Genomic DNA, 15,263 nt, shown 5'->3' with positions numbered 1-15,263 from the left:
GTTGTGGTATTGTGTAGCAGATTATCCAATCTGGTGCTCCTCTGCCCTTTTCCCACTTAGCGAATCTCATCTTTTCCTTTAGATAGTACTTTCTATAGGCTTTTACAGGACTGCTACACTTATACCAATCCGGCAGTGCTTGTATAAAAGCTTGCATATCAGTTGATCGAAAAATAAGCAAATCCTTATTACTATCACACCAATCTATTACTTTCTCTGATTTATGCTCTCTTTTGTATCGCCAATTTACATAATTCTCTTCCGTACTTTATCAACCAACAGAAGTTTTCTTTTGATTGTCTTGCCCATAAAGAACAAGGATGATTGTTGTGAGTAAGTTTATATGGAACTTCTATATTCTGATCTGTGATACTGACAAAAGGATTTGGCACTTTTAACGCTGTTGAAAAAACATTACTCAATAATTGGGCAGTCTCTAAGGGCATTTTTACTATATGCTTATCACATAACATTTGTGCTGCAATTTCTGGGTTTTCATCCAGTACAAAGATGTTCATCTAAACATCCAAAGATAGAATCAGCTTAAGTCTTTAACTTCGTCAACTGTAAGACCAGTAATTTGAGCTATAACATCTATAGAGACACCGGCCTTAAGTGAATTTTTTGCAACTTCAATTTTCTCTGCTTTTCTGCCTTCCTCTCTGCCTTTTTCATTGCCGATTTGGATGCCTTCTTCTTTACCTTCGTCACGAGCATCATCAAGGCGTTGTTCCCAAATAGCAGCTTCTTTCTGTACACTCAATACTCTTTCTTCGTATGCTGCTAGATCCTCTTCTTCCCAACTAAACTTGTCTAATTCATCATATGCTAGCTTTATTATTGGTGATTTTTCTGCTATATCTTTTAGGTCTTCATCTGTAGTATCTTCTGCATGCTTAAAGAAAAAACACCATCTCTCTTTTGTGCTCTCTAACTCCTCTACTTTGCTTTTTGTAAATTTTGGCAACTCAATGAAGACAAATTGAAAATCTTTTAAGTAATGTCCATTGGTCTTTATGTCACGTATATTATGAGTAGAAATATATTCAACCTCCGAAGGAAATAGTATACTATTGGAAATAGCAATAAAGAATACCTTCTTAAAATCAATGTAGTTGCCAGATTGTCTTGAGTAGGCTTTAGCAGCATAAAGTTGAGCACGTTTTTCAAAGCCCTTGTCCCTAGCGAGCTGCATCTCCGCAATATATCTATTTCCGTGAGAATCTTTACAGAGGACATCAACGATACTCTGTTTATCAGAAGCAATCTCAGGATTCATAATAGTGCTAAGAAACTTAACATCTTGTATTGTGTTGGTACCAGTAAAGCCTAAGATGTCATTCAAAAAGTGGATAAGGATATTCTTATTTTTTTCAGTGCCGAATATTTTCTTGAAGGTCAAGTCTAATTTAGGATCGAGAAACTTTGATAAAGCCATAACAACAATGCCTGGAAAACATTAATAATTATACACTATTCTGTACAAATATTCAACTTTTTTATGTTTTGTCTACTAAATCTTATTTTTTTAAACTTTGGGTATAAAAAACGACTGTCAGAGGTGGGCTTAGAATGGTACTTTAGGCTTCGAATATCCTTTCATACATCTTTTTATAACCTACTCTATAAAGTACCTTAGAAAGCCAGCAAATGAATGCCATGAATTTAGCAGTTGTAATGGCCATCGAAGATACCCTTTTTAACGCTTTTTGGTGTGGAAGCCTAGTAAAAATACGAGCATAAACCTAACATCGTGAGCCCACACCTTACATCATAAAGAACTCAAAACTTGATATCAACATTTTTGATAGTAAAATTTATATTAAAGTTCTAATATACACAGATGCTCTGATGGCGTGGGCATTGAATTATATTAGTTTTTGGTAGGTTTTATTGGGTAATAATATGCTAGCAAAATTTCTATCTCAAACTTCCAAGCAGCTTAAGGAGCATTTTGCATTATTAAGTAGTGAGGAAAAGCAGAGTCTTTATGAGGAGGTGCTAAATGAAGTTAGAAATACACCTAGAAATTCAAGAGACAATATAGACCAGCTAAAGAAGTTGAGTAAAGTGGCTGTTGCGATAGAAGAAACTACTGATATAGAAAAGTTTAATGATGATCATCCATTAAGAGAAGTTAATATTGCAATCTCTGCTCCTGAAGAAGCTAAAAACTATTTATTTAGTCTCAGCGATTCATCAGAACTTTACGATTTGAAAGAGAATAGAGAAAAAGCATTTTATCAGGCTATCAAATCAAATGATATAGAGTTAGTAAAACATTTGCTAATGATTCTTGTGTCAGGTGATATTGAGCTTGAATTTTTTAAAGAATTGGAGGTGTTGCTGTCAGAAGCATATGAGGAATTAAAGGAGAACTTATCGCAAGATATGAAAAATTATCTAGAAAAAAATATAAGTTTAAAACGTTTTGTGTGTAGTAATGTTAACGTATTAATAGCGAAGCCTACTGATGTACGAGCAATGATTAACCTATTTATAGCTCAACCTGGTATATATTATAAAATTGATGAGTTATTACTTACCAAAATAGCAGAAAATTTAGAAGAAGGAGAGTTACGCTCACAAATAAATCAGATGATAAAACTACTAAAGAAACATGAAAGGTTTGTTGAATTAGAATATAAAATAAGAAGGTTAAAATCAGAACTTGCAAGCGGAAAGAGCAAATATTCAGATGAGGTTATGCAGTTGAGTATTAAAGAACGAGAAAGAGAAATGAGAGAGGTTGGGTACGAAAGCAACCAACTAATGAGCGAAAGGGAGAAATTATTATCAAGATTAAGCAACATTTCAAATAGAAGACATTAGTTATGCGAGAGATTGAAGAGATTTTGTAGTTATAGCAGAAAAAGTGACGACCTTAATGGCAGCTATGATATATGTTGACTTTACAGATTACGAACTAGGACAGCAAATAAAAAGTTGTAGGGTAAGGCTAGGATATACTCAGGCGGAATTAGCAAACAAGATTGGTGTATCATGCTGGCTAATACTTCAATATGAAAGAGGGCAACGTAAAATTCCAACCAAAAGATTATATGCAATAGCAAGAGCATTTTTATTTAGTAGTATCAAAGATCTACTCCCTAAACCAGAGGTGTTTAATGAAGATGGCTGCTTTCAAGATGAGGTAGAAGAGATATTAAATATAGCAGAAATATACAAAAAAACTCAAGACCCAGAGTTGCGCAAGACAATTCGTCTACTAATTAAGTCTACCAGGGTTAAAGAAAAGAATAGCAAAGAAGCAGAGAAAGCAGGATCTTCTGTTTCCCAACTATCTGCTGACAAATATGATGATATAGAACGTACTGATTTTATAGATTGTAAGATAGGACAAAGGGTAAGAGAGGTAAGGTTAATACGAGAATATACTCAGGCAGAATTAGCAGAAGCTATCGGTGTAACACGTCTAAAAATGTACAATTATGAACTAGGACGCGTTACCATACCATTTGACACACTACGTAAAATAGCAAAGGTATTATCAGTGAATGTTGGGGTTCTACTGCCTAAAATAGAAGAAATTTATTATGAAAGTAAGGACAGTAAAGCAGAAGTACCAAGTGTAATAAGAGAATTCAAGAAGATTGAGAGTCAAAAATTACGAGATAAATTAGGTGCATTAATCAAATCTGTATCTGAAGAGTAGATTGGCGGAGAAAATCACGAAGGACCTAGTTCAAACGCAAACAACAGGCCTAACTTTCGGTAAGTTTTAAATGAGGTTGCCTTTCGTAGAAATCAGTAACTATTAATATCTTTTATGTTTCCATAAAAAAATAAACAAAAAAAAAATCAAAAAATTGACTTGACTTCGCCCGGAAGCTATGGCCTTATGCCAATACTGCTAAAAAAAATAGCAGTAAATATTTAAAAAAAAGTTATTACTAGTGGAGGTTAAATTTTATGAATAATAAGAATAAAAGTAAAGATCGTAGAGAAGAAATAGAGTTCAGAATATTGGAAAGCAAAGGACATGCTTTACGAGATCATGAACTAATGGAAATGTTTCTAAGTGCAACGCATGATAGGGACGAAGCTCGCGTTATTGCTAAAAGGCTAATGGATAGCTATAAAGGAATAGGAAGGCTTTTAGGTCAGGAAATGGATGATCTAAAAACTACAGAAGGGGTAACCGACTCTACAGTAGCAGTAATTCAGGGTGCTAATACGCTTGTGAACCGGGTGTTAAGAGAAAAGATAGAGAAAGGACCATTAATAGATAACTGGGAAAAGCTCACGGATTATTTGAGGGTGAATATCGGTTACTCAGAGAGGGAAAATCTCAAAGTGTTGTTTTTAAATAAAGGGTGTTATTTAATAGGGGAAGAAACATATGTTGGCTCAGCGAGTCAGATACCTATTTTCATAATGGAAATAATAAGAAAAATAGCATTAAAAAGAGCAACATCAATCATAATATCTCATAACCAACCTGGAGGAACTGTAAAGCCATCTGAGCGTGATAAAGCTATGACTAAGAAATTGGCTTCAGTTTGTGATAATGCAGGTATTGAATTAATTGACCATGTTATCGTTACAGGTGAAGGTTATTATAGTTTTAAGAGAAATAGATTGTTGTAAAAAGTAGTAATGCCCAAGACCGTAGCACCTTTTGGTTTTGAGCAGAGTAGGAAAAATTAAGTTGAGAGCTTTCCTTCGTCTCCTATCTGTATTTTTCTCTTAGTGTAAATATAAAAAACATTTGATAAGCTGCAATTCATATTATATAATGCTAAGAAATAGCTAATATAGCGAGTTAATAATAAAGTAATAAACCTCGTTATAGACTTAGATAGCTTAATAATAACGGAGGTCAATATGACAAAGAAAAAAATTGTAACTTTAAAAGATCTAAAAGGAATATTAGCTGCTATCAGAGGTATCGGTGGTAATGATATACAAAGCAAAATTAAGAATAAAAAGGAAAAGAAGTCAGGAGGGATGCCTTCTCCTCAAAATGGCCGTGAAAATCCAAGCAAATGGGGAGAAGGACTTAATAATTCTTATAACACAGGGTCTTCAAATTGTCAAAGCAATTCAAATCCATTTATCCCACGTTTAAACAAGGTGAAACTAAGTGTAATTGAAAGTATAAAATTGAATCAGTTTTTAAATGCAATAGACAAAGTAAAAAATGCAAGTGAACTGAGTGGAGTGTTAGGCATAGCACTAGATAAGGGAGTAAGGACAAATGCACATCATGAAGGGCAGCGAAGTTTTGCCGATACTGTAGTATTGAAAATGCTTTCGCTCCCATGTACAGAAAATGAGAAGGAAGATATAATATATGAATTGATGCGAAGTGGAGCAATGTTTAGTTACGATCTATTGCAGGATAAGCGCATAAGTGAAATTCATAATAAACTGTATCAAGAGGTTCGTTCACAGATAGATAAACGGCTTAAAGAACTGAGAGAAGTTGTTGAAAGTGCTATTGAAAATGAAGGAGCCGTAGAAGACATGGGAATAGATAGTAAAACATTTTATGTGGAATTTTCTAAGAACCTGTTTAAAATCTTCGCAATAAGAGAGAAACGAAGGAAAGAACGACCATTTGTAGGCTAGTATTGAGTTTTCGCTCACAGTTTTTCCACAATCGCCTGCATTTTTCCAACCAAGCAAAAGACCGCTCAACAACCCATCTTTTTGGCAATACAGCAAAGGTATGTAATTCGCTTCGTTTTATTACCTCAACAGCTGCACCAATAGTTACTTTTATTTGTGTTGCAAAATTTTCTCCTGTATAGCCAGCATCAACGAGTATATTTTTGACTTCAGAGAGGTTTTCTTTAGCATTTCCCACCATTTTTACAGCACTGCTACGATCAGTTGCTTCTGCCGTTGTTATATGAATTGCATGTGGCAAGCCCTGTGTATCAACTGCGATATGACGCTTTATACCTGAAATCTTTTTACCTGCATCATAACCCTTTCTTTCAGCAGTATCTGCGTTTTTAACGCTTTGAGCATCAATTATGCAGAAACTGGTTTTCTCTTTCCGACCATTGTTGATACGGACCTCTCCAACTAATTTTTTTTAAGACTAATTCCAACAAACTTGGTTCTTCTCCATCCTTTTTATTCCACATTTGAAAATAATAATATATGCTCTCCCACCTTGGAAAATCTTTTGGCAACATCCTCCACTGGCAACCACTTTTTAGGACGTATAATACTGTACAAAATACATCATATAAATCAAGTTTTCTTGGTTTTGTTTTCCTCCTGCTACTCTCCAGAATTGGTTTGATTTTTTCAAATTGCTCTCGACTTATATCACTTGGATAACTTTTTCGCATAGATATACCTCATTCTTAATCTACCCCTATTTTACCTTATCCTTTCGAGATTTTAAACAGGTTCTAAGAACAGCAAAGTAAATGTTGCAAGAGTATTAGAAGGTACAAAAAATTTAGGTCTAAACACAGGGGAGGTAAAATTAGGAGGTGATATTCTAAAAATAGGCAATAGTGAAGTTGAAGTCAAAAGCGAAGAAGGAGGTGAAAGAAATTATATCGATGTGTCAGACAATAGTGCCTTTGAAATAACATTTCCCACAAGCATTGGTAGCCTAAGAATTGTAGTATACCATAAAACAGAAAATGACCATCAAGTACAGGTCAGAGTAGTAGATAAAGAAATGTGGTCTGAGCTACAAAAAAGAGGTGAAGTAGTAGGAAAAGGTTGTCTCTTTGGGGGAATAACAGTCAAAGAAGCGGTAGAAAAAGGAGGTTTCCCTAGAGATGGTAGATGGAGTAAAGAAAAGGTTACAGAAGAAATAAAGGCGGTTAGTAATAATTGCTCAAGTGAAACATTATCGTGGGTGGATAGGATACGTGAAGATAGTAAAACAACCTCTATCAAACATTGACTACCAATAAGAGAAGGGAGTCGTTTTCTTCCTTCTCCACTTACAACGGTTACTCAGGTGGACTCCTAGAAATACGAGCCTACAAGTCAATTTTCAGTGGCAAATTTATGTTAAAACTATATTCTTGTCGATATGTGCATGTTTTGAAAACTGACCTTACCCAGAAAAAGTAGAGAGGAAGTTAAGCCATTTTTATTATGAAAATGATGAATCAAATTTCTCAGGAATGCAATAATTAATAGTAGAATGTCTACGCTGTTTGTTATAAAAAATTTCTATGTACTCAAATATAGCAGTTCTAGTTTGCTGAGCAGAGTGTTGCGAAGTATCAATAAGAAGCTCCCGTTTGAGTGAGCTGAAAAAGCTTTCAACAACAGAGTTGTCATAACAACAGCCTGTGTGACTCATGCTGGAAATGATGTTTTTTGTGTTCAGCAAAAACTGATAATTTTTAGAGGTATATTGTGAACCTTGATCACTATGAAATAGCAGATCTTTGGCTGGTTTGCGCTTATCAACAGCCATCAATAAAGCATCTATAACTAATCGCTTAGTTATTGTACTACTCATTGACCAGCCAACTACCATACGTGAATATAGATCAATTATTGCTGCCAAATATAGCCATCCATCCTTAGTTTTTATGTATGTAATATCAGTTACCCATACTTTATTTGGCTGACTAGTAGTAAAGTTTTGGTCCAATATATTGGGAGTTATAACCCTATTGTCAGTCTGCTGTTTTTTGCTTTTGAATCTTCGCCTCAGTCTAGCTTGAATACCATTTTTTTGCATGATATCCTGCACTGTTTTGATGTTGCAATTTTTACCTAAAGCCTTTAGTTCAGCATGAATCTTAGGTGCCCCATATCTACAATTAGATGCTTGGTATATTTTTTGAATGTCTGCTAGAAGCTGCTCCCTTGTTAATTCTTTGCTGCTTTTCTTCTTACTAGTCCATTTGTAGTAGCCGCTAGCAGATACTTTCAAAATCCTGCATAACTCCTGTACTTTATAGTAGTTTCCATGCTTTTTGATAAATAAATATTTTACTCTTTGTGACTTGCAAAATATCCCAGGGCTTTTTTTTAAATGTCTCTTTCTCTAGTAACTCTTGTTAGTTCTTTCTTTAATTCAAACTTTTCTTTATCACATGGTGCCAACTTTCCCTTACCAGGAAATGCTTCTTCTATTGATCCTTTTTCGTTATATTTTTTTATCCAGTCACTTAGTGTACTGTTATCTATTCCTAAATCTTTAGCTATTTTGCTTGCTGACTGCCCCGTTTCCTTTACCAACTTTATTGCCTCTAATTTAAATTCCACTGTGTAATTTTTTCTGTTCTTTACCATAATAAGCCCTCATAATCATGTTTTATTTTACTTCAAAAATGGCTTAACTTCCTCTCTACTTTTTCTGGGTAAGGTCACAAATTGAGATTGCCATAAAAGCATTTGAAGAGTTGGAGCAACGCGGTCATATGCTTGACAAACAGTGGCAAATGCAGATAGAACGGGCAAATTATGAAGTACAGTTGGCACAAAGACGTTATGAAGAAGTTGATCCATCAAATCGCCTAGTAGCTGCAACTTTAGAGAAACGTTGGGATGAGGCTTTAACACTGCTAGAAGAAGCGCAAGCTCAATATGCTGAACATAAGAAAAAGAACGTACTGATAGCCACAAAGCAGCAAAAAGAGCAAGTGATGGCCCTGGCTAGAGACTTACCACGTTTATGGAATGCAGAATCAACAAGTGCAAAAGATCGAAAACGTATCTTACGGCTTTTAATAAAAGACATAACTGTTAAAAAATTACGTAATGAACAAAAAGCAGTGTTGCATATACGCTGGCAAACAAATGCTACAGATGATCTAGAAGTGCAATTACCACAAAAATCTTATGATATATGGCGACATTCAGAGGATATAATTAATCGAGTAAGACAATTGTCAATTACAATGACTGATGCACAAATTGCTAATCTGTTTAACCAAGAAGGATTGATGACAAATAAAGGGTATCCTTTTACTTTCAAGACTATTGGATGGATTCGATCAAAATATAAGATTCCAGCACTATGCACTCATAAATTGGAAGGGGAGCTATCAGTTGAACAGGTTGCAGAGAAATTCAATGTCAGTAATCACGTAGTTTATTACTGGGCTAAATGTAAGATCATTAAAGCACGACGTGTCGGTTCAAGGTTATGGATATCTTTAAATTCGGTTCAGGAGCTAGAGTTAAAAAGGCATGCTAAGGATTCTTCCAGAATACCAAATACAGAACTAGAAATTCAAAAGCAAACTAAAGGAGGTGCAATATGAAGTTACCGTGTTTAGGCATAAAATTACTGCTACTGTAGAGTCAGTTATCCCTTCTATAGTTTTCAAGTCATCTATTTCCTGGCCTAGAACTCCTCCTATTCCAAAATTATCTATTAGCTTTCTAGCAATAACTCGAGCTTCTTCCCTGTCATGCACTGCACTTAGAAACGTTTCTATTACTTCACGATCAAGTAGTGCTTTACCGTTGCTTTCTAATGCTCTGAATTCTATTTCTTCTCTACGATCTTTCTTATTATTCATAAAAATTACCCTTCACTAATAACAAAATGTTTTTATATATTTACTGCTGTTTTTTTGTCAGCATTGGCATAAAGCCATAGCTTTTGAGTGAAGTCAAATCAATTTTTCAATCTTTTTTACTTATTTTTTCATCAAAAAGTAAAGATATTAATAGATACTGATTTTTTTATTTTAAATTTGTTGAATTTCGTCTAAAGAGATGCCTACTGTTTTTAAAATAATATTGATAGAAATTCCTTTTTTTACTAAGTCTTTTGCAATTTTGATCTTTTCTGCTCTTTTCACTTTTTCTTCGCAAATCCGTATGCCTTCAAATAGAGATCTTATTAATGCATTACGTAGTTCTTGACTTTCAATCTTTTGGTATTCTTTTATTAAATCAGGTAGTTCATTTTCTACTATCTCATCTTCTTCTATGAGCAGATCTGTAATGCTAATTGATAATGTTTCTGCTATTGCATATAATTTTTCCAGTGGAATGGCCACACGTCCTTGCTCATAGTTGCTTATTTCGTCACGTGTTGTATCCATTTTCTCAGCCAAATCCTTTTGAGTATACTCTCTCACTAGTCTCCATTCTTTTATCTTCTTTCCTATTTGGCAGTAAATAGAACCTCCTTTTTCTTCAACACATTCATCAGCAGAGAGACCAATTGTTTTTGTAACAATATCAACAGAAACTCCTCCTTTAACCAGACCCTTTGCAATTTTTATTTTCTCTGCTTTTTTACTACTTTTCTCGCTAATTTGGACAAATTTGGTTAGTAAACAAAACATCCTACGTAACTCCTGACCGTTAATCTTTTTATATTCTCTTACTAGATTTAGTATCTCTTCTTCTTCGTTTTTAAGGCAAATTTTTTCATTTGATACAGGAATAAGATCTATGATGCCAACCGATAACACTTCTGCTATAGCATACAATTTCTCAATCGAAATTTTACGTGTTCCTTTTTCATATTGTAGTACTACTTGATACGTTACGCCAATTTTTCCCGCTAAATCTTTTTGAGTATAACCTCGCTTTAACCTCCAGCTCCTTACTTTTTGTGCTATTTTGTACCTTATCGAGATATTTGCCATAAATATTATACAGGTTAATACTACCAAATAAAGATATACAAAAGGGATGCTTCTTTCTATGTTTGAATTTTAGTTGAATATTTCTTCAGAATTGTGTATAATTATTAATGCTTTTTACGTACTCTTGCTATGGCTTTATCTAAATTTCTTGATGCACGCAATGATTATGCTTTTAAAAGAATATTTGGCACTGAGAGGAATAAAGATATCCTCATTCATTTCTTGAACGATATTTTAGGCTTTACTGGTTTAGCTGCTATTCACGATGTTGAATTCTTAGCTACTATTTTAGACCCTGAAATTGCCGCTAAAAAGCAAAGTATTGTCGATGTTCTTTGTAAAGACTCTCAAGGTTCAAGATACATTATAGAGATGCAGTTCACTAAGACCAAGGGCTTCGAAAAACGTGCTCAATATTATGCTGCCAAAGCCTACTCAAGTCAAGCTGATCAAGGTGATGATTATCATAACCTTAAAGAAATTATCTTTATTGCTGTTGCTGATTGTATTATTTTTCCAGATAAAGCTGAATACAAATCTAATCATGTCATTTTAGATCAAAATAGCTTTGAACATGACTTAAAGGATTTTTACTTCGTATTCATAGAACTACCAAAATTTACAAAGACAAAAGAAGATCAACTAGAAAATATAGTAGAAAAATGGTGTTATTTTTTCCGATATGCAGCAGAAACAAACGAAGAAGACCTAGATAAAATAGTTGGTAGTGACGTAATAATAAAACGAGCTTATGAAGAGATGAATAAGTTTAATTGGTCAGAAGAAGAGTTACTAGCATATGAACAAATGAAAAAACGCATAATGGATGAGATTGCTGCTTTCGCTCAAAAATTTGATGAGGGTCTTAAAGTAGGTCAAGAAAAAGGTAGACAAGAAGGTAGACAAGAAGGTAGACAAGAAGGTAGACAAGAAGAAAAAATCGAAGTTGCCAAAAACTCACTTAAGGCTGGTGTCTCTATTGATGTTATAGCTCAAATTACCGGTCTCTCTCATTCTGAAATTTTACAACTCAGGAAAAAAACATAAATATTTCAACTTATTCACTTCACTTTTTAATATTTATGAAAATCTTTCCTAAGTTAGACATACCCCTAATCAAGAGTCTAGTGAACTATCTAAAATAGCTATAAAGATTACACATAGAATTACATAGATTACTATCATAACGAAACCCTCCTATTCAGCCTTCCATATCAAAAATACATATGTAAGTTTAACATGGAAAGTACATTACCACTTATTTCCTAATCCCAATCTTGTACCTCTAATTTCTACTTATAACCCTCAAACTTGCTACTGATCTTCCTTCTGATAAAATTGAAGAGTTAAACAGAATGACATCCTTTTTTACTTATTTGGTAAACCATAAAGTACCTTCAATTCTTCCTCCAACCTTTCTTCCTAAAGTCTCAGCTCTAACTTTTTCAGCATGCAACATTCCCTTTTGGATTTTCTTAGGTAATGGCGTATTGTTAAATTTCTGATTTGTCGCTTTCATGGCCAACATATTCCATGCAACAAATGTACTTGATATATCAATTTGCGCCGTAGCTCTTGTTAAATGCGCATGTTTAGAATTATGAGAACTTTGCTGATTCTGATGAAAACCTTGTTGTTTTTGATTTGCACCACCTATCATTTTTCTACTACCTATTCTTTCATTACTAATCTTTTCAGACCATTTATTGTTTGCACTAATCATTGGTTTATATTGGTTACTATGTTTATAGGAGCTGCTATCAAACTGTTTATGATTTATTATATGCTCCTTCCTTTCACTAATTTTTCTAGATTGATCATCAAAGTAGCTATGGTTTTTGTTGCTATTGTAAGATAAAGTAGGTTTTGACTTATTATGTAAAACTCCTGACTTCTGCTGTTTTTCATTACTTATAATTTTGGATTGATTAACACTCCCGCTAATAACACTCTGTTTATTGTTCATTTTGCTTTCATATTGTTGTTTTGCCTGCCTGTCATTGCCAAGTTTTTTGCTGTAGGCACCGGCATTCTTATCATTACCTTTACGAGCATCATACTTTGACATATATTGAAATTCCATCTCTTGTGCTTGATCATAGCTAGGCTGTTTTGATTTCCATTGATTGCTTGAGTCTATTTGAATATCTGCAAGTTTAGAATCTTTTAATTCTTTAGCTGTACCTCTGTATAACCCATTTACTAAATCTGATGCCAATTTTCCACCTTTTTCTCTTGCCCAACCATACAAATCATTTATCCATGAAGATGGTCTTGTGCCACTGCTTGCTGCTATCTTAGGTTGATTACTTGAATCTATAGCAAGAAGATTACGTGATGAATGATTTTTATCGGTAATATTGACATCAACATAGAGACCAGAATTTAAACTCATTTTACTTTCTAATTCTTGTATATCACGTCTCTTGCGAATAGATCCAAGATCTTCAACCTTCCACATACCTTGTTTACCATTACCACACGAACCGGGAGGATTATTTTTTTCCGATGGAACCCAGGTATATACTGCCCTCCTCTGGTTTGAATAACTCAAAGAAGCACTATCAGAACCAGGGTACAAGTATTCATTAAAATAAACATTTGTGATGCAAACATAATCGCCATGGGGTTGAATCTTCCACATACCTTGTTTACCATTAGCACATGAACCAGGAGGATTATTTTTTTCCGATGGAACCCAGGTATATACTGCCCTCCTCTGGTTTGAATAACTAAGAGAAGCACTATCAGAACCAGGGTACAAGTATTCATTAAAATAAACATTTGTGATGCAAACATAATCGCCATGGGGTTGAATCTTCCACATACCTTGCTCATTACCACCACATGAACCAGGAGGATTATTTTTTTTCGATGGAACCCAGGTATATGCTGCCCTCCTCTGGTTTGAATAACTAAGAGAAGCACTATCAGAACCAGGGTACAAGTATTCATTAAAATAAACATTCGTAATACATACTTTTGACGCAAATACTACATTCTTCACTGATTTCGGTAATTTACTTTCTAATCCTTTAAAGCTAGGTGGTAGATTATTATTTGTTTTCTCCATCAGTCCCTTTATACAATAGGCTAGCTTAAGTACTGTATTATCATTAAAGTCACTTGCTTCAATAGTAGCACTCTTATTTAACAGAAAGTCAATTATATCTACCTTACCATATTGATCAGCTATGCATAGAGGTATTTCACCTTTCTGATTTTTAGCTTTAATATTAGCACCTTCTTCGTAAAGAAGCCTTGTCATATTCAATGTACTATACCTAACAGCATGATGCAGAGGAGTGTAGCCATATTTATCCTTGGCTTCAATATCAGCATTTTTATCTAAAAGAAATTTAACCATTCCAGTCCTATTGTAATAGACGGCAACGTGTAAAGGAGCATATTCATACTTTCCATCCCTAACATTAATATCGTTATTACTTTCTTTTAAAAGTAGTTCAAACATCTCCTGCACTATGCCCACATTACCGTTGTAGGCAGCATAATGGAGAGGTTTCCAAGATTTTGGCCAATCTTTATCGCTATTCTTAATATCCTTACCACTACCCTTAAGAAAAAGATTAATGAAGTCTAAAGGCATTTTACCATTCTTGTTTTTAGCTTTAATGTTAGCACCTTTTGTGTAGAGAAGGTTAACTATATCTAACTTACTACATTTAGCAGCATAATGTAAAGGAGTGCAACCATGATTGTCTTTAACTTCAGTGTTATTACCTTTACTTAATAAAAGTTCAATATTATATAGACAACCTTCCATAATAAGTGAGAAATAATCTTCCTCTTGTGTAGCAAGTTTTCTTCGAGATAAAGAAGAAGACAGAAGACACATTGAGCTATGATCTAACTGAAAAGCATAAAACTCACTGCGTGTTTCAATTAATAATTTAGGCTCATTAGCACCTTTGTGAAACACTGCCCAAAATAGCCTTGCCTCCTCGCTATCTATTAAGGATTTTATATTATTCGGTTGTTTTTTATAACGCTCTAACTGACTTTCAGCTTCCTTAGCTTTGGTTGTTAATTCTTCTCCCTCAGGTACTATGCTTCCAGTTTTATCAAATTTTAATTCTATACCAGTAAATATTTCCCCTCCAACCACCCCGATATCAATACGCTTCCCACCACCAGTTTGAACCTCTGAAATAACACCTACAAGCTTTTTACTACTAGTAGACTCTTGATAATACATAAGTAAACCATGTAGCATGGATTGAAAATCTACTTCACTATCAATTAACTCCTTGAAAGGAAATAAAATTTCACTGATTTTTTTTAGTAACTCTATATGGTGTTCTGCATTATGAGATTGTGCACCATCCGCTTTCTTATCCACTACCTTATTTAGTAGGCCATTCAACTTATTTACATCAACATCCAATTTGACACATTTTCCATCAAAGTTCTGAGTCTTTTTTTCGTTATAGTCATCTAAATTGCTGTAAGAATTCACTTGAACTTTTCTACACCAGTTCTCAAATTCACCTATATTTGCTTTTTTTGTTTTTAGTAATAAATTAACTTCTTTTATTTTTAAATTTCTACTGCTCTGAATCGACTCATCCATATTAAGCTTTATATTAGCTTCTTCATCTTTTTCAATTATTTCATCTATATTAATTTTCTTATTTCTTGAATCACTTCTAATCACATTAAGTAATACCAACT

General features: G+C 34.0%; 13 protein-coding genes and 2 pseudogenes. 7 read left to right on the top strand and 8 right to left on the bottom strand.

Features of this window, described 5'->3' with window-relative positions:
- Positions 1 to 19: 19 nt before the first annotated feature.
- Positions 20 to 518: pseudogene (locus ACICP6_RS06730) on the bottom strand (pyrimidine dimer DNA glycosylase/endonuclease V); the annotation flags it as partial.
- A 20-nt stretch (positions 519 to 538) separates the two neighbouring features.
- On the bottom strand, positions 539 to 1,438 hold the full coding sequence (locus tag ACICP6_RS06725; protein WP_395463093.1) for an Rpn family recombination-promoting nuclease/putative transposase: 900 nt from the start codon (positions 1,436 to 1,438) through the stop codon (positions 539 to 541).
- A 455-nt stretch (positions 1,439 to 1,893) separates the two neighbouring features.
- Here ACICP6_RS06725 and ACICP6_RS06720 point away from each other — a divergent pair, with 455 nt between their 5' ends.
- The 4 genes from ACICP6_RS06720 to ACICP6_RS06705 all read left to right on the top strand — a co-directional run bounded on the left by ACICP6_RS06720 (position 1,894) and on the right by ACICP6_RS06705 (position 5,595).
- The gene (locus ACICP6_RS06720; RefSeq protein ID WP_395462883.1) at positions 1,894 to 2,832 is read left to right on the top strand and encodes a hypothetical protein; all 939 of its coding nucleotides are present in this window, start codon (positions 1,894 to 1,896) and stop codon (positions 2,830 to 2,832) included.
- Positions 2,833 to 2,875: 43 nt separating this feature from the next.
- Positions 2,876 to 3,676: a helix-turn-helix domain-containing protein gene (locus ACICP6_RS06715; protein ID WP_395462882.1), complete on the top strand. Its 801-nt coding sequence runs from the start codon at positions 2,876 to 2,878 to the stop codon at positions 3,674 to 3,676.
- A 257-nt stretch (positions 3,677 to 3,933) separates the two neighbouring features.
- Entirely contained in the window at positions 3,934 to 4,611 is a 678-nt protein-coding gene (locus tag ACICP6_RS06710) for a RadC family protein (RefSeq protein WP_395462881.1), read from the top strand.
- Between the two features lie 237 nt (positions 4,612 to 4,848).
- Positions 4,849 to 5,595 (top strand): hypothetical protein, encoded by a 747-nt coding sequence (locus ACICP6_RS06705; protein WP_395463092.1) that lies wholly within the window; start codon positions 4,849 to 4,851, stop codon positions 5,593 to 5,595.
- Here the strand turns inward: ACICP6_RS06705 and ACICP6_RS06700 are convergent.
- Positions 5,540 to 6,329 (bottom strand): IS5 family transposase gene (locus tag ACICP6_RS06700; RefSeq protein ID WP_395462624.1). Its coding sequence is split into 2 segments (ribosomal slippage): positions 5,540 to 6,067 and positions 6,069 to 6,329, totalling 789 coding nucleotides; the frame shifts between segments, so codons are not numbered across the junction. The two genes, ACICP6_RS06705 and ACICP6_RS06700, sit on opposite strands and share 56 nt — an antisense overlap.
- A 221-nt stretch (positions 6,330 to 6,550) precedes the next feature.
- Between ACICP6_RS06700 and ACICP6_RS06695 the strand changes: the two genes are divergently transcribed.
- Complete coding sequence (locus ACICP6_RS06695; RefSeq protein WP_395463091.1) at positions 6,551 to 6,901, top strand: hypothetical protein; 351 nt, start codon at positions 6,551 to 6,553, stop codon at positions 6,899 to 6,901.
- Between the two features lie 195 nt (positions 6,902 to 7,096).
- Here ACICP6_RS06695 and ACICP6_RS06690 read toward each other — a convergent pair whose 3' ends face one another.
- Positions 7,097 to 7,939, bottom strand: a complete 843-nt coding sequence (locus tag ACICP6_RS06690) for an IS3 family transposase (RefSeq protein WP_395463617.1) — start codon at positions 7,937 to 7,939, stop codon at positions 7,097 to 7,099.
- A gap of 50 nt (positions 7,940 to 7,989) precedes the next feature.
- Positions 7,990 to 8,253 carry a transposase gene (locus ACICP6_RS06685; protein WP_395462617.1) on the bottom strand — a complete coding sequence of 88 codons (264 nt, stop codon included), beginning with the start codon at positions 8,251 to 8,253 and terminating at the stop codon, positions 7,990 to 7,992.
- 128 nt (positions 8,254 to 8,381) lie between these two features.
- On the opposite strand from ACICP6_RS06685, the gene ACICP6_RS06680 reads away from it, so the two are divergent.
- On the top strand, positions 8,382 to 9,227 hold the full coding sequence (locus tag ACICP6_RS06680) for a hypothetical protein (RefSeq protein ID WP_395463090.1): 846 nt from the start codon (positions 8,382 to 8,384) through the stop codon (positions 9,225 to 9,227).
- Between the two features lie 12 nt (positions 9,228 to 9,239).
- Here the strand turns inward: ACICP6_RS06680 and ACICP6_RS06675 are convergent.
- Together ACICP6_RS06675 and ACICP6_RS06670 are read right to left on the bottom strand one after the other, a co-directional pair.
- Positions 9,240 to 9,488 (bottom strand): annotated as a pseudogene (locus ACICP6_RS06675) (DNA repair protein RadC); the annotation flags it as partial.
- 171 nt (positions 9,489 to 9,659) lie between these two features.
- The gene (locus ACICP6_RS06670; protein ID WP_395463089.1) at positions 9,660 to 10,571 is read right to left on the bottom strand and encodes a helix-turn-helix domain-containing protein; all 912 of its coding nucleotides are present in this window, start codon (positions 10,569 to 10,571) and stop codon (positions 9,660 to 9,662) included.
- A 129-nt stretch (positions 10,572 to 10,700) separates the two neighbouring features.
- Here ACICP6_RS06670 and ACICP6_RS06665 point away from each other — a divergent pair, with 129 nt between their 5' ends.
- The gene (locus ACICP6_RS06665) at positions 10,701 to 11,618 is read left to right on the top strand and encodes an Rpn family recombination-promoting nuclease/putative transposase (protein ID WP_395463088.1); all 918 of its coding nucleotides are present in this window, start codon (positions 10,701 to 10,703) and stop codon (positions 11,616 to 11,618) included.
- A 325-nt stretch (positions 11,619 to 11,943) separates the two neighbouring features.
- Here the strand turns inward: ACICP6_RS06665 and ACICP6_RS06660 are convergent, their stop codons facing one another.
- Entirely contained in the window at positions 11,944 to 15,261 is a 3,318-nt protein-coding gene (locus tag ACICP6_RS06660; RefSeq protein ID WP_395463087.1) for an ankyrin repeat domain-containing protein, read from the bottom strand.
- Positions 15,262 to 15,263: the final 2 nt, after the last annotated feature.

The organism is Wolbachia endosymbiont of Cantharis cryptica (genome assembly GCF_964277405.1).
Classification (GTDB): domain Bacteria; phylum Pseudomonadota; class Alphaproteobacteria; order Rickettsiales; family Anaplasmataceae; genus Wolbachia.
This window is presented reverse-complemented; position numbering and strand designations above follow the sequence as displayed.